General features: G+C 49.6%; 16 protein-coding genes. 6 read left to right on the forward strand and 10 right to left on the reverse strand.

The window, feature by feature from the left end; translation table 11 throughout:
- Positions 1-545: 545 nt before the first annotated feature.
- Positions 546-1,541, forward strand: coding sequence for a LysR family transcriptional regulator (locus QWJ20_RS08560; protein ID WP_039470483.1), 996 nt, complete (start codon positions 546-548; stop codon positions 1,539-1,541).
- A gap of 235 nt (positions 1,542-1,776) precedes the next feature.
- On the forward strand, positions 1,777-3,216 hold the full coding sequence (gene aspA, locus QWJ20_RS08565; RefSeq protein ID WP_275243843.1) for an aspartate ammonia-lyase: 1,440 nt from the start codon (positions 1,777-1,779) through the stop codon (positions 3,214-3,216).
- A 234-nt stretch (positions 3,217-3,450) separates the two neighbouring features.
- Here aspA and QWJ20_RS08570 read toward each other — a convergent pair whose 3' ends face one another.
- The 3 genes from QWJ20_RS08570 to QWJ20_RS08580 are packed head-to-tail and all read right to left on the reverse strand — an operon-like array spanning position 3,451 to position 5,817.
- Positions 3,451-3,852, reverse strand: coding sequence for a fucose-binding lectin II (locus tag QWJ20_RS08570; RefSeq protein WP_039481877.1), 402 nt, complete (start codon positions 3,850-3,852; stop codon positions 3,451-3,453).
- Between the two features lie 10 nt (positions 3,853-3,862).
- A complete protein-coding gene (locus tag QWJ20_RS08575; RefSeq protein WP_039481874.1) occupies positions 3,863-4,264 on the reverse strand; it encodes a hypothetical protein in 402 nt (133 codons plus the stop codon).
- The gene (locus QWJ20_RS08580; protein ID WP_226309244.1) at positions 4,261-5,817 is read right to left on the reverse strand and encodes a hypothetical protein; all 1,557 of its coding nucleotides are present in this window, start codon (positions 5,815-5,817) and stop codon (positions 4,261-4,263) included. Before QWJ20_RS08580 ends, QWJ20_RS08575 begins: the two co-directional genes overlap by 4 nt.
- A 1,297-nt stretch (positions 5,818-7,114) precedes the next feature.
- On the opposite strand from QWJ20_RS08580, the gene QWJ20_RS08585 reads away from it, so the two are divergent.
- Genes QWJ20_RS08585 through QWJ20_RS08600 form a run of 4 tightly spaced genes read left to right on the forward strand, consistent with a single transcriptional unit; the run spans position 7,115 to position 11,833 of the window.
- The gene (locus QWJ20_RS08585) at positions 7,115-8,536 is read left to right on the forward strand and encodes a TolC family protein (RefSeq protein ID WP_433992291.1); all 1,422 of its coding nucleotides are present in this window, start codon (positions 7,115-7,117) and stop codon (positions 8,534-8,536) included.
- Positions 8,533-9,531: an HlyD family secretion protein gene (locus QWJ20_RS08590; protein ID WP_433992292.1), complete on the forward strand. Its 999-nt coding sequence runs from the start codon at positions 8,533-8,535 to the stop codon at positions 9,529-9,531. Before QWJ20_RS08585 ends, QWJ20_RS08590 begins: the two co-directional genes overlap by 4 nt.
- On the forward strand, positions 9,531-10,646 hold the full coding sequence (locus QWJ20_RS08595; protein ID WP_433992293.1) for an ABC transporter permease: 1,116 nt from the start codon (positions 9,531-9,533) through the stop codon (positions 10,644-10,646). The genes QWJ20_RS08590 and QWJ20_RS08595 overlap by 1 nt, the downstream gene beginning before the upstream one ends.
- Positions 10,640-11,833 (forward strand): ABC transporter permease, encoded by a 1,194-nt coding sequence (locus QWJ20_RS08600; protein ID WP_433992294.1) that lies wholly within the window; start codon positions 10,640-10,642, stop codon positions 11,831-11,833. The genes QWJ20_RS08595 and QWJ20_RS08600 overlap by 7 nt, the downstream gene beginning before the upstream one ends.
- 76 nt (positions 11,834-11,909) lie before the next feature.
- Here QWJ20_RS08600 and QWJ20_RS08605 read toward each other — a convergent pair whose 3' ends face one another.
- The 7 genes from QWJ20_RS08605 to QWJ20_RS08635 form a co-directional block, all read right to left on the reverse strand.
- Entirely contained in the window at positions 11,910-13,070 is a 1,161-nt protein-coding gene (locus tag QWJ20_RS08605; RefSeq protein ID WP_433992295.1) for a lipase family protein, read from the reverse strand.
- 174 nt (positions 13,071-13,244) lie between these two features.
- A complete protein-coding gene (locus QWJ20_RS08610) occupies positions 13,245-14,366 on the reverse strand; it encodes a JmjC domain-containing protein (protein WP_433992296.1) in 1,122 nt (373 codons plus the stop codon).
- A 90-nt stretch (positions 14,367-14,456) separates the two neighbouring features.
- The gene (locus QWJ20_RS08615) at positions 14,457-14,885 is read right to left on the reverse strand and encodes a GNAT family N-acetyltransferase (RefSeq protein ID WP_433992297.1); all 429 of its coding nucleotides are present in this window, start codon (positions 14,883-14,885) and stop codon (positions 14,457-14,459) included.
- Positions 14,886-15,481: 596 nt separating this feature from the next.
- Complete coding sequence (locus tag QWJ20_RS08620) at positions 15,482-15,994, reverse strand: AAA family ATPase (protein WP_433992298.1); 513 nt, start codon at positions 15,992-15,994, stop codon at positions 15,482-15,484.
- A gap of 47 nt (positions 15,995-16,041) precedes the next feature.
- Complete coding sequence (locus tag QWJ20_RS08625; RefSeq protein WP_433992299.1) at positions 16,042-16,317, reverse strand: type II toxin-antitoxin system RelE/ParE family toxin; 276 nt, start codon at positions 16,315-16,317, stop codon at positions 16,042-16,044.
- Between the two features lie 3 nt (positions 16,318-16,320).
- A complete protein-coding gene (locus QWJ20_RS08630; RefSeq protein WP_103808671.1) occupies positions 16,321-16,569 on the reverse strand; it encodes a CopG family ribbon-helix-helix protein in 249 nt (82 codons plus the stop codon).
- 333 nt (positions 16,570-16,902) lie between these two features.
- On the reverse strand, positions 16,903-17,937 hold the full coding sequence (locus QWJ20_RS08635; RefSeq protein WP_433992300.1) for a virulence RhuM family protein: 1,035 nt from the start codon (positions 17,935-17,937) through the stop codon (positions 16,903-16,905).
- Positions 17,938-17,976: the final 39 nt, after the last annotated feature.

Here is a 17,976-nt window from a genome sequence, read left to right on the forward strand (position 1 = left end):
ACTTAACCGCCACTCATGTAAATAGAGTGGGCGAAATGCGAAATCAGTTTTTATATTTATCTCATTGAATTAGAGTAAAAAATTAAGAAACACACGCTAGTCGATGTAAATCAGTAAGAGAGTATTTCGTATCGTAACAAAGGTGTCAACACACTGTTAAAGGGAAACATCCTAACTTAGTCCTTTGAAATACAGGCGCATTTTTTACCCTATTGTGGACAGGGTCCCCCTCGTTCCTTTCATCACATGTTGTTCACTCACCGTTTCTCAATAGTGACTATTTATTCGCCGAAAAGGACTGCCCAGCTTTGGTGGGTGCATTCGCCCTTCTCCGGGCTATTTCATGCAGAACAACCTATGAGACTCATATCTTCAGATCCGCTAAAGCTAGAAATAAGAAAAAATTAATCAGTGACGCGACCTGTATTTTTTCTGAAGTTAGCCGACTATTCTGACATCAGTTAGCGAGGTCGTAGTCAGCGAGATGAGATAGACTAACGCTTCATATTTCGACGACATTCACCTTGCAGCGTAGGCAAACTCACATGGTTAAACGCACAGTGTCCGCCAATAAATCGATCGATATGTACGCCGTCTATGTTTTTGTGACGATGGCGGAAGCAGGAAGCATGACGGCAGCCGCCACGCGGTTAGGCCTGACGCCTTCAGCGATTTCGCAAACGATCCGGTTATTGGAAGAAGATTTCGGCGTCAAATTGGTTAACCGGGCTCGTCGCCCTTTTGTCCTGACGCCCTACGGCATTGCGTTGAAAAACCGGGGAGAAATCCTGACGGAGGAGATCGCGAACCTCAAGGCACAGGTGCTAGAAGCAGGAAAAGGGATTAAGCCCGACCTGCGTATCGGCTTGGTGGATTCGTTTGCCATCACCTGCGGTTCGGTGTTTACCAAGAGTTTGATGAAGAGTTCGTCGCAGTTGCTAATTCGTACCGGGCTTAGCCCGCAGCAGGGTGAAGCGTTAATGCGGCGCGAGCTGGATCTGATCGTCACCAGCGACCCGTTGATCGACAGCGATAGCGTGGTGCGTCATCAGCTGTTTTCCGAAGGCTATTTCATTATCACGCCACCGGATTACCGCAAACGCATCAAAACGGTTGAAGACATCCGCGAGCTTTCCTCAGCACTGCCGCTGGTGCGCTTTAACCGAAACTCGCAGATTGGGATGCAGATTGAGCGTTACCTGCGACGCATCGATGTCCGCGTACCGAACATGCTCGAATTTGATAATGCGGATACCTTAACGTCGATGGTGGCGGCTGGTATCGGTTGGGCGGTAACCACTCCGCTTAGTTTCCTGCAATCCGTTGCGCACTCCAGAGAAGTGCTGACGCATATGCCGGAACAGCTGAATATTAAGCGCTCGCTGTATATTGTCGGGCACCGTGATGAATACAGCGCGTTTTTTGAAGAAGCGTGTGATGTCACACATGACATTATCAAAACCGTATTTATTCCGAAGCTAAAAACGCTGAACCGCGGAATAGAAAAGCTGGTTGAGATCAACCCGGATAATACGGAATAACCTATTAACGATTGGGAGACAGAATAATGGAGGAATATATCCACCACTAGCCATTTAACGATGCTAATTCAATGTTCGTCTCCCCGAGAACGCTTTTTAGTCATGATTTGATAAAAATCGTGATGGGTTCGTGTTACCTGAAAATCAAAAAACAGGAAGACAAGCCCTAAAAGATCATAGTCTTAATATTGAAAACGATGCTATGTACATCGAACAAGAAAAAGGAAGAAGAACCATGTCAACGAATATCCGTATTGAAGAAGACCTGTTAGGTACCCGTGAAGTCCCTGCCGATGCCTATTATGGTATCCATACGCTACGTGCGATTGAGAACTTTTATATCAGCAATAGCACCATCAGCGATATTCCAGAATTTGTCCGCGCCATGGTGATGGTAAAAAAAGCGGCCGCGTTGGCGAATAAAGAACTGCAAACCATCCCACGTAAAATTGCCGATACCATTCTGCAAGCCTGTGATGAAGTACTGAATAACGGTAAGTGCCTGGACCAATTCCCTGTCGATGTCTATCAGGGCGGCGCGGGTACGTCAGTCAACATGAACACCAACGAAGTGTTGGCGAATATCGGTCTGGAACTGATGGGTCACCAGAAAGGTGAATACCAATACCTGAACCCGAACGACCACCTGAACAAATGCCAGTCCACCAACGATGCCTACCCGACTGGCTTCCGTATCGCGGTGTACACCTCCATCCTGAAACTGGTCGAAGCGATTACCCAGTTGAGCGATGGCTTTGAGCGCAAAGCGAAAGAGTTCGAAAACATCCTGAAAATGGGCCGTACCCAGTTGCAGGACGCCGTGCCGATGACGCTCGGTCAGGAATTCCACGCGTTCAACGTGCTGCTGAAAGAAGAAAACCGTAACCTGCTGCGCACCGCAGAATTGCTGTTGGAAGTGAACCTTGGCGCAACTGCCATCGGTACGCGCCTGAACACGCCGGATGAGTACCAGAAGCTGGCCGTTCAACATCTGGCAAAAGTCAGCGGCCTGCCTTGCGTACCGGCTGAAGACCTGATCGAAGCGACCTCCGACTGTGGCGCTTACGTGATGATGCACAGCGCCCTGAAACGCGTTGCGGTTAAAATGTCGAAGATCTGTAACGACCTGCGCCTGCTGTCTTCCGGCCCGCGCACTGGCCTGAACGAAATCAATCTGCCGGAACTGCAGGCGGGCTCGTCCATCATGCCAGCCAAAGTTAACCCAGTCGTACCAGAAGTGGTCAATCAGGTGTGCTTCAAAGTCATCGGCAACGATACCTGCGTCACCATGGCGGCAGAAGCCGGTCAGTTGCAGTTGAACGTGATGGAACCAGTTATCGGACAAGCGATGTTCGAGTCCATCCAGATTCTGTCTAACGCCTGCTACAACCTGCTGGAAAAATGCGTCAACGGCATCACCGCCAACAAAGAAGTGTGTGAAGCTTACGTCTTCAACTCTATCGGTATCGTGACCTACCTGAACCCGTTCATCGGCCACCACAACGGCGATATCGTTGGGAAAATCTGTGCCGAAACCGGTAAGAGCGTACGTGAAGTGGTACTGGAGCGCGGCCTGCTGACCGAAGAACAGCTGGACGACATTTTCTCCATCCAGAACCTGATGCACCCGGCCTACAAAGCCAAACGCTATACCGACGAAAACGAAGCCGTTTAATTAATCTTTGCAACAAATATCAGGCACAGGGGAGTTACCCTTGTGCCTGCATTCACAGCCCTTATATGACCAATCAACTTGAAAGAGTAAGTTAGCTACTCATATGAGCCATACCACTGCTTCCGTATCGCACTGAATCAACGCTACATTTTCAAGTAACGTGGATATAAGACTGTTCCACACTTCAGAGGAAACAAGGAGCGTCACCAGACGTCCCTTTGTTGAGAAAAAATATTATCCAACGTTTTCAAACCATTGCAGCTGAATGAACGAGTCGTTGTAGTCATAGTCGGTAGAATCTTCGCTGGCAAAAACATACTTGCCAAAGAACACAGAAGAACCACGAGTAATCACATCTTCAGCCCACAACACCTGGGACCAAGATTGACCACCGTTGGTGCCGATCCAGATTGTGTATTTCCCCACAGCATCAGTTTGAAAAAAACCGCTGCCAATCTGTGTAGGCGTACCGCCTCTTGAACTTGCCCCCTGCACGCTAAAGACCGAACTCGACTGACTGTTTTTCAATTGAATAAACTGGTTAGCAGAGCTTTGCACTAACGCTGACCAGAACACTACCTTACCAGGTGGAATACTGATGGCGATACCACCACCACTGACAGGACCGATCGACATGACTTACTCCTTAACCAATGCTGTTAAACCAAGTTAATGTCAGGCAGGTATCATTAAAGTCTTGATCCGCACCATCTTCAGTAATGAAATTGAAACCGCTGGAATAGATTTTGTTGCCAATATTCAGCGTTATTTCATCCCACATCACCTGTGACCAAGATTGTCCATTGTTAACACCAAGGTAGATGGTATAGGTACCATTCCCAGTCGTCACAAATGTGCCGTTACCAATCTGCGTGGGAGAATGTCCACCTTGGGATGCACCACTGGCCTGGAACACAAGCTGGTTATTGCTGTCACGTACCTGAACAAACTGCTGCCAAGATGCCTGGACGTTCACAGTCCAGAACACTGTTTTTCCTTGCGGTAAGGAAATGGCAATACCATTTCCGGAAACAGGTCCGACACTCATAATCCCCCCTTGCTTTTAACTGTTAGTGGTTGCGAGCTTTTACGGGCTACTTCATTCAATTGCATCCCGGTTTTACACACAAACGAAGGCTGCTGCTGTTTTAAAGCCGCACAAATCTGGTTGCTCATATCGGTTTGTACTTGCTGAGTGAAACTATTCGGAAAAGGTGCCGCAGTAGAGAAAATAGGTCGCAGTTGCTGATAATAACGGTTCCCCGTAATCAGCGGTTGTTGCCAGAACGCCTGATTTGCCACCAGCAATGTACGCCACGGCGTACCCACAGCAAGATCCTGCGATTGCACGATATAATTTTTCGTTGCCACACTGGTCATCATGGTTGTGAAAGCCTGCGCGTCGCTGGCACATCGGCTACCCGGTACACAAGTTGCGGCGCTGGAAACAAACCCATCCTGGAAGAGCAGAGGCTGCGGTTTTTCTCCCCACGGCACTGGCGTAACATACAATGGCGCGTTTTGTGGTGAGCGATAGAGATTCACGAAAAATGACTGCTCAGAGAACCCCATGTCCGTACTGGCCTGCCCACTCGCAAATACCTGTTCGCTGGAACCATTAGGCAAATTGTGGAACTTATTGTTGGTACAGGGGTTAACACCATTTTTTTCACATGTATCCGACAACGAAACTAATTGTTTGATCACTGCATTGTCCGGCGGCATTTGCATTGACTGCGGCAAGGATGACAAACCATAGGTTTGCACATAGGTATTGATATAATCTGAAGGAATGGCCCAGCTACCATTAAAGCTCCCCACCAATTTCGTGATGGCGGAGGGGGTCGAACTCAACCATGCCAACAATTGCGACAGGTTTTTTTGCTGTGCGATAGCTGGGTCAAAAGAATAGAGAAAATTCATACACAGCCAACTCGGGATCGCCCATAACTGGCCTTTATAGGTAGCTCCTTCTTTTGCCACAGGCCAAGGCATATCACCAGCGATCTGTGCTGGATTGATTAGTTTGTTATCAGCCAAATAACCGAGATAAAGTAAGTCCAGTTCAATGACATCAAATCCCTCTTTGCCAAGCAGAGTCTTGAGCGTTGCAAAATCATAAATATTAACTTCCTGGCTCAACACCGCGTTCAGTAATACTTCTGGATGTTGCGACTGCCAGGTTTGTACAACCCAAGCCACCAGAGATTCAAAATTATCAGTGGGTAACGTCGGCAAGTAAGGATAAAGCGACACATTTAGTACCCGTGTTTGCTGACCATTGAGCACCAACGTCTGGTTCGGCCCTGTCGGCGTAATGTTCATCGCCCTCGTCTGCAAAGTATTACATTTTACCCAGTTGATAATGGGTGAATAAGGTCGACTGGTATTCTGCCCAACATAAAAGGACTGACCAGGCTCGACTTTGATAAACCAGTCAAAATTATTTCCGGAAGATATTGTCCAGCCATCCACGGTACAAGTGATCGGATTCGATGAGATATTTTTAAGGATCAACTGCCCCGCCAATACACTCATACTACTTAATGCTAATAGCACAATAACGATCATGCGCACCGTCATCTGACAGAGAGAAACCATAATCATATCCTCTATTACTTTAGTATGTGAAAATTAACAAAAAAATCCTAAACTGCGTTATTTACACTCAAAAAACAAATACAACCCCCAGAAATAAATACATTAACTCAACCTATCAATGTTGATTTAACGATTTGAAAAACATCACTAACACTATTTTTCAGAACCCTACATTTTCTCTGTGTGGATGTACGAATCATAAATAAATCAGGCTCATCATCCCTGCTCTTGAACTTTGGCGTTTCATACCGCCAGATAAATTATCTGCCGTATCTCTGTACCTAATATGTAGGTCGAATACATGATGACTTTTTGTAGATATACCCGCCATACCCCAAGCCGCATGTGCATTGTTCAAACATTACCGTTAGTCCGCAATTCGAATTATTTAGGGTATAAACCTGTGGCAGTAAAACTATCTGCCATACCAAAAAGATTCTGTAGCATTCCTCAGTTGGGGGAGATGATACTGACCTTGGTTATCTATCTCCTTTTAATTCAGTGAATTGAAAAATCCTGAGATGTTCTATTCAACCATCACATTCAGAATATCCATTCAACGTTCATATCGAGCGCATTATCCTTTAGCTGCATGAAATAAAAAACATTCAGCGTTCACTGATTATATTTCCATGAAAAACACTATTAATATCATGACTAATGATATTAATATGATGATTATTATTTATTTTAGTACGAACATACGAAATAATTAGCAACCTAATAAAATGAGAGGCAAGATCATTAACAATTAAATTAGATATAGACTCATTTTAATTAACTTACAACAAATTTATCGATTAATTGTAGTCGTACGGAGGATAGACGTTTTGAACGACGTTAACGCTAGATAAATAGAGCCTGGTTAACCTCTCGCCATTAAATTAATCAACCATAAACAAACAAATAACTTCAAGCATGACAGAAATATTAATTCTCAATAAAAATCCAACACCTTAATTTAATTCACATTAAGCTATTCACACAATATTTTTAACCCTAAAAGTACATAGAAACCGTTATGGCACTACAAGATTTATACCCGTCATACTTCAAACTGCTTGTGCATTGACTGCTCTTACTCAAGCCACTCTATTATTTGAATAATTTAAAATTTAGACCACACTACATTAGTGTAATCAAAACTGGCTTTTAGATAAAAATGAAACTATTCGCTTGGTTATTATTATTACCGAAAACTACTATCATATAAAAACGGACAAGCCTTGTGCTGTTTCCAGCAGGCTGATTCCTATCAATTTGGCAGTATTTGGGTAAAAGGATGATTTCACCTGACATGCCTCAAATAACACACGGCAAAATCCGGCTTCTGACTTATTTCCCCGTCGCGCTGCTGCTGTTGCAGTGCTGGTCGTCCACGGCATTTGGGCAAACCATCTCGTTTAATCAGGCCTGGGCTCGCCTGCTGCAAAGTGATGACAGTATTGCCGCCGAACACGCTGGGGTCGATCGTGCGCAGTTCCTGAAAGAAGCCGCCAAAGGACTCTATTGGCCGCAGGTCAACGTGGGGGCAAGTTATACGCGCCTCGATAAACCTGTCGAACTGGACGCACGCGACTTAAACCCGCTGTCGAATCACCGAGACATCTTTGCTGCGCTAAATCAGCTGATTAATACCAACGGCAACCCCTTCGTCACCCGCTTCACAGAACAAAATGTGGTAACCAGCTCCGTTCAGGTCGTCTGGCCGCTATTTACCGGAGGCCGGATTGATGCGGCACAATCGATTCGTTCTGCGCAGGTCAATGAGGCTGAACAGATGCTGATCGTCCGCACGCTGGCGCAGTTTGAGGCACTGGCACAGACTTATTACGGCGTGGTGATGGCACATCAGGTGATGAAGACGCGTCAGGATATAGAGAAAGGCATGGCGCAGCACTATGACCACGCCCGCAAGCTGGAAGCGCAAGGCCAAATCGCCCGAGTCGAGGTGCTGTCCGCCCAGTCCGCTTATGACATGGCGCGTATCGAAACACAAAAGGCGCGGCGCAGTATGGAGACCACCGAAATGGTCTTCGCAAAGCTGATCAAGACAGAAGGCGCAACGCCCTCCTCTTCGCTGTTCGTCAATAAAACGCTCCCCGAACTGCCTGCGCTGGTGAAACAAACGCTCAACACGCATCCCGGCCTAAAGGTGCTCTCTGCCAAGCGCGAACAGGCTAAGGATCTCATCCGTATTGAACGCGCCAAATACGCTCCTGACGTATTTCTGTTCGGCAACTATCAACTCTATGAGCAGGACACGCTGGCGGCCAGAACCACGCCGGACTGGATGGTCGGCGTCGGCGTTTCCATCCCGCTCATCAGCCGAGAAGGCCGTTCCGACACGATCGCCGCCGCGAAAAGCGCAGAAATGCAGGTTAACTATCTGGAAGCCGATATGCGGCAGAACCTTGAAATAGTCGTCGAGAGTACGTGGCGAGAAGCCCGGCTGGCACTGGAAGAGTTCAATTCCCTGTCTTCAACGGAAAAACTGGCCGAAGAGAACGTCCAGCTACGCAACAAGGCATTTATGCAAGGTATGTCTACCTCGCTGGACGTCGTGGATGCGCTAAACCAACTCGCTGGTGCCAAAACGCAACGCGCCTCTGCGGCCTATCGTTACGTGGTTTCTATCGCAAGATTGATGGCAATTTCCAGCCAGATAAACCGCTTTTCTGACTACCAGACCCAACACGCCATACAGGTGACACCATGACACAACCGCAGCCCTCTTCACGTTCAAAACGAAAATGGCTCCTTCAGGCCGCTCTGCTGATTGTGGTTGTCTGGATAGCCTATCGCTTCTGGCTCGCCTATCAGCCCGAACCGGTTCGGCTACAGGGACAAATCGAAGCACAGCAGTATTCAGTCTCGTCAAAAGTGGCTGGCCGTATTGCAGAGGTGCAGGTACAAAAAGGCCAGCAGCTTGACGTCGGCGATCTCGTTTTTACGCTCCTGACGCCAGAATTGGACGCGAAGCTGGAACAGGCAAAAGCGGGGGAAGCTGCGGCAGGCGCCGTGGCGCTGGAGGCCAAGAAAGGGGCTCGTGAGCAGCAAATCGCCGCCGCCAAAGATCAGTGGCAAAAAGCCAAAGCGGGTTCGGAGCTAAGCCATAAGACCTATCTGCGCGTGCAAAATCTCTATCAGGAAGGTGTGCTGCCACTGCAAAAGCGGGATGAGGCCAAAGCCTCATGGGATGCAGCACGCTATACCGAGGGGATGGCATGGCAAGAATATCAAATGGCACAGGAAGGCACGCGGAAAGAAACACAGGCAGCGGCAGAGGAAAAAGTCCGCATGGCCGCTGGTTCTGTCGCTGAAGTGGAAGCCTATTTGGCAGAGGCGCGCGTCGTCAGCCCGCACACAGGAGAAGTCAGCAATGTGTTACTGCGCAGCGGCGAAATTGCGCCACAGGGCTTTCCTGTGGTCACGTTGCTGGACATGAGCGACATCTGGATTCAGTTGGCGGTGCGCGAGGATCTCCTTGAACGCTTTGCGATGGGCACCGAATTTGAGGCAAGAATTCCGGCGCTGAACAACCAGACATTCCGGTTTAAGGTGTCTTACGTTTCCGTGATGGGCGACTTCGCCACGTGGCGCGCAACGGATACCCAACAAGGATTCGATATGCGGACGTTCGAAGTGGAGGCGCGTCCGATTCAACCCATTAGCGGGCTGCGCGTCGGCATGAGCGCACTGGTAGAAATGTGATGATGCGCGAATGGAGGGCGCTGTGGCGCGACCGTTGGGGGATGGCTTTAGCACTCTGGTTGCCACTAATCACTATGCTGATTGCCTGGTGGACGTTATCCGGGGCGATTGTGCGCGAACTCCCCATCGGCCTGATCGATCTGGATAACAGCACGATGTCGCGCCAGTTTGCCAGAGAGCTGCATGCTTCGCCGTCTTTCAACCTGAACCATCAATTCTCGACAGTCGCAGAAGGCGCAACGTCATTGCGCGGCGGCGAGATCTACGCGCTGGTGGTGATCCCACGCCACTTTGAGCGTGATATTCGCCTGAGAACCTCACCCACCATCACCGCCTGGAATAACGGGCAGTTCGTCCTGATTGCAAAGGTCATCAACAGTTCGCTGGCACTGGTGGCAGGGACGTTCAACGGGCAGATCGCCGTAGTGCAGGCGCTGGCTCAGGGCGCAGCCGTTCCCGAAGCCAAAGGACTGGCAGTACCGATTGGCGGACAGATTACCGCGCTGTTTAATCAAAATGCTAACTACGCCCAATTTTTGCTGAACGCGATGATTCCCTCGATCTGGTCGATTTTGCTCGCACTATACGGCCTGAATACGCTGGCTCGGGAGGATCGGTTCGGGGCACATTGGCTACCAGAGAACCGCGCTGCCATTGGTGCTAAATTCCTGACGCACTGGCTGATAGGCTGGGCATGGGGTGGCATCTGGAGCTATGCGCTGTATAGCCTGCTTAATTACCCGCTCAACGGTTCAGAACTACTGCTATTCGTCTCGATCGGCGTGACGGCGGGTGCCTGCGTCGCATTAGGCATGGCCTTCTATGCACTGATTCGCGACCCTGCACGTGCCGTTTCGATTGTCGGGGCGTTAATGGCCCCCGGACTGGCGTTCATGGGTATCACCTTTCCGGCCGCAGCAATGGAGACATTCGCCACGTTCTGGCGGCAGTTGCTGCCCGTCGCTCACTACGGCGATATCGCGATTGCCATCACCAGCTACGGTGCCGGACTCATTCAGGTCACGCCCGCGCTGGCGGCGCTCGCCCTATTCTGGCTGCTGCTACCGCTCACGCTGTGGCGCTATCGGTCAGGTGACAAGGAGGCAGCATGCTGACCTTCGCCAAACTCATCCGGTTTGAGCTGCGCAGTTTACTGCGCGATCCGACGATCTTGCTCACCCTGTTCGGCGGTATCCTGCTCTATTCCTTTCTCTATCCGCGCCCTTACCTCGCCCAGACGCCACGTGAACTGCCGGTGGTGCTGGTTGATGAAGATGGCACCCAGCTCTCGCGTCGTCTGGCGTTTATGGCCGATTCCACGCCGGAAGTAAGGCTGGTGGCGCAGCGCAATACGCTGGATGACGCAAAAACGTTGCTTCTGGATGGCGAAGCAAAAGGGATCCTCTACATTCCTCGCCACTTCTACCGCGATATCATGCAAGGGAAAAGCGTCACGGTCAGCTACTCGGCAGATGCCAGCTACTTCCTAATCTACGGCGCGATCGCGCAGTCTCTGGCGACCGTTGGCGGCACCGCAGGCGCACAGGTTAAAGTCGCCCGGCTGCTGGCTCAGGGGGAAGGCATACCCGCCGCCAGCTCACAGTGGCAGGCCACCTCTCTGAATGCCGTGCCGGTATTTAACCCGACCATGGGCTATGTCGATTACGTGGTTCCCGGTGTTTTCATGTTGATACTGCACCAGATTTTGCTGATGGGGTGCGGCCTGCTCGGTGCCGGACAAAATCAGCGCACGCAGTCTGGTGAGGTTCGCTACTGGCAATACGCGGCACCGTGGCGTTTGCTGCTGGCTCGTACGCTGGTCGTTGGCGGTGCCTACCTGCTCTCGTTGCTCTACATGCTCGGCTTTTGTCTCGATGCCTACGGCATTGCACGCGAAGCCAGCATGAGCCAACTGCTGCTGTTTGCGCTGCCCTTTATGCTCTCAACGCTGTGGCTCGGTGTAGTGCTGGGAGCCGCTTTTACGCGCAAAGATCTCCCCAGTCAGGCAGTGCTGCTGTCTTCCATCCCCATCGTGTTTCTTTCTGGCTTTATCTGGCCCGTGGAAATGATCCCCGCGCCGCTGAACTGGCTTGCACAGTGGGTGCCCGCTGTCTTCACGATTCAGGGAATATTGCGTCTTAATCAGATGGGCGCTGACTTTGCCCAGATCGGCGCATTTTGGTGGCATTTGTGGATGCTGGCCGCGCTGTACGGCCTGCTAGCGTGGATCACGTTAGCGTATCGGCAGCGGCAATACCGTCGAGAAAGCCAAGCCGCACGCCGATGGCTGGAACATTATTGATGATTAGAAGAATCACCGATAACGGGAAGAATGACGTCCCAGCAGTCATGCCGGGACGTTAGTGTGAAAGCGTCGCTTAATGTTTTTTCGCGTCAGCGTGCAAATTTTTCAGTACGAAAGGAACCGAGTCACGCAGTGAAACATTAACGGTTTCGCTGTGGTTCATCCCCTTATATTCATGCACATCCACCGACGTTCCGGCTTTAGCCACATCACGCGCGAATGCGCGCTGCATGATGGCGGGTACATCAATATCCTGCGTCCCAGTACCAATAAACACCGGATGGGCGATTTTCAAGGTGTTATAGCGCAAACTGGCCGTCTGACTTTCCAGTAATTCCTGTGATGCAGGCTTCAGGCTATTGCCCGCATTCAGGCCATCATCCATCACTTTTTTCGTTAACGCATCGATACACATTTCACGCGCGGCAGACACATCAGCAGCGGCTTTCGGCGTGAAATAATCATCAATATTCAGCCCTTTTTCCGTATCGGCTGCTGACAGATAGATGTACATCGCATAGGGAATTTTGGGATCGCCGCCCTCTTTCACCCCACCGCCCCCGGCGAAAAGTGCCGCCGCAGAGGTCTTATCATCAAAATAAGGCGTGCCAGTCAAGACGGTTGAGACAACATGCAAATCCGGCGCATAGTCAGGCTGGTAGCCCACGCTCGCAAAAGCCGCATGTGCCCCTTGCGACTGCCCCACAATGGTTAATTGATTGCGTAGCGGGAATGCGACAAGCGCGGCTTTCACACCGTCCAACACGCTCCACGCTTCTCCGCGTGCATTGAGGTAGTGATGCAACCCAGAAGATCCGAGCCCCGCATAGTCGGGAGCCACGATGGCAAACCCCAGCGACAGCCATGTATTCAGGTACTGCGCGTCACGCGCTGAGCGCGGGTTAAGAGAAGGCGCGCAGGTTGTCTGCACGCCAACTGTCCCATGCGCCCATACCACGACGGGCCAGCCCCCTTTGGGCGTTTCACCTTTCGGGATGAAAACAGCTCCGGTGTCTTCCCGCGGGCTTTTGCCATCCACGCCGCTCAACGAACGGTATCGAATCAGATACTGTTCTGCTGCTTCCTGTAAGCCATTTTTCGCATCCAGCGTCGTTTTTTCTATCAACGTGCCGGGCGTTGTCACCTCTGCTGAAGAAAGCAGAGGCATCATACCGACCGATATGGCAAAAAATAACGTCAAGAACCTTCGCAGTAGCTGAGATAAAGGGAACATGGTATCTCTCCGGGTGATTGATTTCACATCACCCTAAAAGATAGTTCACTTACCCATTGCCAATTAATTCAATCAATAACTAATTGCTAGCCATAGCGGACCATTCGTAGGCTAAGACGCGGCTTTGAGCCACACCGTGCCGTGTGTTCTCATAAGCCGCCAGCGAGAAGCATGTTATTCGTCGAAGAACCAGTAGCCCTGATTAACCAGTGCGGTTAATTCAGCCACAAAGGCCGGATTCTCCAGCGCTTCACCCAACTCTTTTTTACCGAGAACGGTATAGCGACACAGCGCATCCGCCGCTTTCGGATCAACCGTGTCCAGCGGTTCGCTGTTGATGAAGTAGCTACCGCCGACTTCCAGAACGCGCAGTCCGCTCAGACGTGTCAACACACTGCCGTCCATCAGCGCACCCACAATCTCATCCTGCTCGTAAGGCGGCTCTGCCGGAGCGATATCCAGCTCGTGGCGCGGCGTCGTCACAAAGCGACCGAACCACGCTTTCAGCGCTTCCGGCTGATTAATCACGTCGATCATCATCTCGCGCAGACGGTCAAACTCGTATGCCTCAACCCGCCCCGGATGCTCCCGACAGGTCAAATCAGGGTCGCTATAGTGCTCACCGCCGAGATCGTTCTCAAGCACATAGTCAGCAAAGCTGCTGATTAAATCTCTACCGTTAGGCCCACGGAACCCCACGGAGTAGTTGAGTGCGGTTTCATGCGTGAAACCATCGTGCGGGAAGCCTGGCGGAATATAGAGAATGTCGCCTGGCTCAAGATCCTCATCAATGATCGGCGGGAAAGGATCGACATGCAGCAACGCAGGATGCGAGCAAAACTGACGCATCGGCAGCTTGTCGCCCACGCGCCAACGGCGGCTGCCCATTCCCTGAATGATGAAGACATCATACTGATCGATATGCGGGCCCACGCCACCGCCCGGTACGGAAAAGGAGATCATCAGGTCGTCTAAACGCCAGTCCGGCAACACGCGGAACGGGCTCACGAGTTCAGCAGACGGTGCATGCCAGTGGTTCACCGCCTGAGCCAGCAGCGACCAACCGGTTTCACCCAGATTATCAAAATGCTCAAACGGCCCGTTGCTGGCCTGCCACTGACCATTTTTATGGCTGACCAAACGGCTATCGACCTCCGCCTCCATCGCCAGACCCGCCAACTCATCCGGCGTAATTGGATCAACAAAATTCGGGAAGGCGTTCTTCAATACAACAGGTTGTTTTTGCCAGTATTTTTCTAAGAATTCAGGCCAGTTAAGATTAAGTTGGTAAGCCATGCGTCCACACCAGTGAGAAGAGAAACGGGCCTGATTATAAGGAAGGTGGTGCCAGCACGACTTTGTCATTGGTCAATGGGCGGGTAACTATCATGCAGCCTGCATATTTTTCTTTATTAGATAGTGCCTTAACATGCCTTCCTCAGGAAAATCAGGTAACGACATTTGCAGTTGATAACCTTGCTTTTCATAGAAAGGAAGTGCCTGAAAACTAAACGTATCCACAAGCGAATGACGACATCCAAGACGCACTGCTTCCTGTTCCGCTTCTTTCACTAACGCGCTACCGAGCTTCAGACCTCTGGATTCCTCACCAACCCACAAATAATCAATACACAGCCACAATCCTTTACGGGTTGCGATTAGCCCACCAAGCATAGTCCCGGCACTATTGCGGTGAAAAATACCGATTTGCCCAAAGGACGCAGGATTAATAAACCGATGGTTGTAGCTTCTCAGGCCGACAAAAAGTTCTTCCCGATCGCTATCGGTAATATCGTGCGTCACGATTAATTCCACTCGCCCTCCCCCAGCTACCGTTTATTAAAAGTTCATGACCTGTATGAATAACGTGTAGTCGAAATCTGGTTTCAGAGATCCCCGAACTTCTGCAAGCAACCCAGCACAGGTACTGCGTTTCAGCATAAGCACAATCCCCCTTTCGGTATATGATTCTTTTTCATGGTGATTGTGATTATCTGTGTGGTTGGATGATTTGAGAAAGTTGAGGGAAAAGAGATTAAGGAAAAGGTATAACCATCTGAATTTCAGACATAAAAAAAGCAACCCTAAGGTGACTTGATTTTCATACTATGGTGCGAAGGCCGGACTCGCACATAGCATATAACCTCATGATTTATTATTAATTTAAATAAAGACTAAAGACATTATACCAACACAGATACCAACGCTTGAAATTGTTAAATTTGGGACTCGAAGCCGCGCAGATGTTTTAGAAGGGGAAGATTGGCATCTGACGATACCATTGCAGCAGAGTTGCATGCCTTCAATTTAATATTGCCTACTATAATCCCCACCTTCAGCAGTAGCCCTGCATTGTCGCGGTGATGTAACACTTTGCCAACCTGAGCATAAAGAACACCATAGCCTGAGAGTCAGAATCTGCGTGATTCAATATGCTGGAGAATAACCTCTACGGCTTGCTCTGGCGTTAACACTGAAGTATCTAGGGTGATATCAGTGGATAACCAAACTTCATACTGCCGAGAGATGACTTTCTGCCAGTCGGGCAGTATATGCCCAGCAATATCTGCGCTGCGATGCTCAACCCTCTCCTTATGCTGCGCTTTATCGGAACAGATAATTTCAATTTCCAACGCAGGCGTGGCATTTTCTGAAGCCACATCTCGCCAAGCCTGCCGGGTAATGGCGAGAGGATTTACCGAATCGGCAATGACGCTGTTCCTTAACTTCAGATTGTCCGCAGCGATGGCATACGCGACCAGATACCCGGCAGGCCCCATATCAGACATTGTGATTTTTTCTGAACGAATCAGTGACTGTTCGATAGAGTCGATACGCAGCCAGACCGCGTTCAGTCTGGTTGCCAATAAACGGGCAATGGTTGATTTCCCAGTTCCCGGTAACCCACCAAAAATGATTAACATGAGCGCCCTTATATGACTATAAGCAGGTCTAGATATAACAACAAAATTCAGCGATCTTCTCGTGTATGCCAAAGATCGACGATATAAATAGTATCGTGCTGAATTTCATAGTGAACTTCATAATCATCAAACAAGATCTTTCTCACCTCGCGTGGTTCATATCTTGCCTGAGATACGCCGATTCTCGGGTGGTCAGCAAGCCCCGTGGTGCCGATGATCAAGCGATCTAACACCTCGTCAGCATGTTGCCGACTGTACTGACTGGCAAATCCGTAAATACGTTCCAGGTCATTCTGTGCCTTTTGCGTCCAACGTATTTCCATTGATTATGACTTTTTCAGTTTGTTGGCGAAGTCGATCACATCTGCATGGCTTACTACTCTTCCCGCATCAACATCAGCAAGACCTTTCAAAACCCGCTGATGCCGACGCTCCCTCTCTTCAATCATTGCGGTCAGCGCTTCTTTAATCACCCAACTTTTGGATCTATCCAATTCAATAGCCAGGCTTTCAACCGCAGCAGCAAGCTCGGCGGGTATCTGAGCACTGATCGTCTGTTTCGCTGGTTGCCCCATGAACGCCACCTTTTAATAAAAATTAATAACACTTATTAAAATAGCATAATTTTATTAGCGTCACGACCTGTGGCAAGCACCACATCAGCATCCCTGCTATGTCATACGCTCACTGGGTGATGTGCCACCTGTTATCTATGCAAGGCAAAAACTGGTCGGAGACCCTCATTGGCAGTGGTACTAAAAACCGGAGGGACTACAGAATCACATAACCACACGGCAATCTGGATGCACTTTAATCAGAAAGCGCCCCACGGCCTGAGGTCACGGAATGCAGGTGAAACGAAATGTCAGCGCCGGAATTTTAGCGCTGCATTCTTCCTAGGATTTTGGCTAATCCTTAGTTTTCGGATTGGCTTGCCACTGTAATAGCTCAGTGATATCCCGTTCGCCCTCTGCTTCTTTTATACGGCGCTGTTGCTCGGCAAACTGTTCATATTCAACCTGAGCCTTGTCATCTGCTATTTTCTTGCTGATCGTACCTGCACCTTTTAATATTTCACGATCGTTGAATTGCAAGAATTGATCTAATTTTTCCTGCCAGTCGCGTAGAAATATCTGCTGCCGGCGTCTGGCCTGATCTTCAGCAAAATCCAGCCACATATTGACTACGCGGTTCAGTTCGTCAACTTCACTCTGATTGAGATAATTTTTAGCGACGGTGACATCCCCTTTACGCACTTCATCACCCTTAAAGCTGGTCAGCCCCATATGAGGAAGACTGGCATTGGCGCGTTGGTGAATAAGCTCAGCAGCCGTTTTTCCGGTACAGGCAAAATGCAGCTTATTCTGGATAGTCTGGAAAAAGAGCGTTGTCTCTTTCAGTGAGGGTTGATAATCCGCTGCAAGAGCAAAGATTTCCCGTACCCGTAAATAGACGCGCCTTTCACTGGCACGAATATCGCGGATGCGTTCCAGCATCTCGCCAAAATAATCGGGCACCACTGACGGGCCGACCGGTGGATTTTTCAGTCGCTCATCGTCCATCACAAAGCCTTTAATCAGGTATTCCTGCAAGGTTTGCGTAGCCCACTGGCGGAACTGGATGCCTCGGGTTGAACGGACGCGGTAACCGACGGCCAGTACCAATGACAGATTAAAGTATTGAACCTGATATTTTTTTTCATCGCTGGCAGTTGTTCGGTAAAACCGAACAACTGAATTTTCATCCAATTCACCGTCTTCAAAGATGTTTTTGATATGCTCGCTGATCGTCGATTTGGCTTTGCCATATAGCTCACCGAGCATCGCCTGCGATAACCATAACGTATCGTTTTCGAAACGGCATTCAATACGTATTTTGCCATCCTGACTGGTAAACATGATGAATTCACCGGCTGGGGCTTGAGGTAAGTGTTTATCTGTCATACTGCCTCCGTTTTTATGGTCCATCAGCCGAATGGTGAT

Origin of the sequence: Pectobacterium sp. S5 (assembly GCF_051707265.1) — a bacterium.
GTDB lineage: Bacteria > Pseudomonadota > Gammaproteobacteria > Enterobacterales > Enterobacteriaceae > Pectobacterium > Pectobacterium polare.

Bases quoted from the DNA above. Each gene is read 5' to 3' on its own strand.
- QWJ20_RS08625 (WP_433992299.1), bottom strand. From the start codon at position 16,317: ATGGAAATACGTTGGACGCAAAAGGCACAGAATGACCTGGAACGTATT.
- QWJ20_RS08600 (WP_433992294.1), top strand. From the start codon at position 10,640: ATGCTGACCTTCGCCAAACTCATCCGGTTTGAGCTGCGCAGTTTACTG.
- QWJ20_RS08605 (WP_433992295.1), bottom strand. From the start codon at position 13,070: ATGTTCCCTTTATCTCAGCTACTGCGAAGGTTCTTGACGTTATTTTTT.
- QWJ20_RS08560 (WP_039470483.1), top strand. From the start codon at position 546: ATGGTTAAACGCACAGTGTCCGCCAATAAATCGATCGATATGTACGCC.
- QWJ20_RS08585 (WP_433992291.1), top strand. From the start codon at position 7,115: ATGCCTCAAATAACACACGGCAAAATCCGGCTTCTGACTTATTTCCCC.
- QWJ20_RS08610 (WP_433992296.1), bottom strand. From the start codon at position 14,366: ATGGCTTACCAACTTAATCTTAACTGGCCTGAATTCTTAGAAAAATAC.
- QWJ20_RS08580 (WP_226309244.1), bottom strand. From the start codon at position 5,817: ATGGTTTCTCTCTGTCAGATGACGGTGCGCATGATCGTTATTGTGCTA.
- QWJ20_RS08570 (WP_039481877.1), bottom strand. From the start codon at position 3,852: ATGTCGATCGGTCCTGTCAGTGGTGGTGGTATCGCCATCAGTATTCCA.
- QWJ20_RS08635 (WP_433992300.1), bottom strand. From the start codon at position 17,937: ATGACAGATAAACACTTACCTCAAGCCCCAGCCGGTGAATTCATCATG.
- QWJ20_RS08590 (WP_433992292.1), top strand. From the start codon at position 8,533: ATGACACAACCGCAGCCCTCTTCACGTTCAAAACGAAAATGGCTCCTT.
- aspA (WP_275243843.1), top strand. From the start codon at position 1,777: ATGTCAACGAATATCCGTATTGAAGAAGACCTGTTAGGTACCCGTGAA.
- QWJ20_RS08630 (WP_103808671.1), bottom strand. From the start codon at position 16,569: ATGGGGCAACCAGCGAAACAGACGATCAGTGCTCAGATACCCGCCGAG.
- QWJ20_RS08595 (WP_433992293.1), top strand. From the start codon at position 9,531: ATGATGCGCGAATGGAGGGCGCTGTGGCGCGACCGTTGGGGGATGGCT.
- QWJ20_RS08620 (WP_433992298.1), bottom strand. From the start codon at position 15,994: ATGTTAATCATTTTTGGTGGGTTACCGGGAACTGGGAAATCAACCATT.
- QWJ20_RS08575 (WP_039481874.1), bottom strand. From the start codon at position 4,264: ATGAGTGTCGGACCTGTTTCCGGAAATGGTATTGCCATTTCCTTACCG.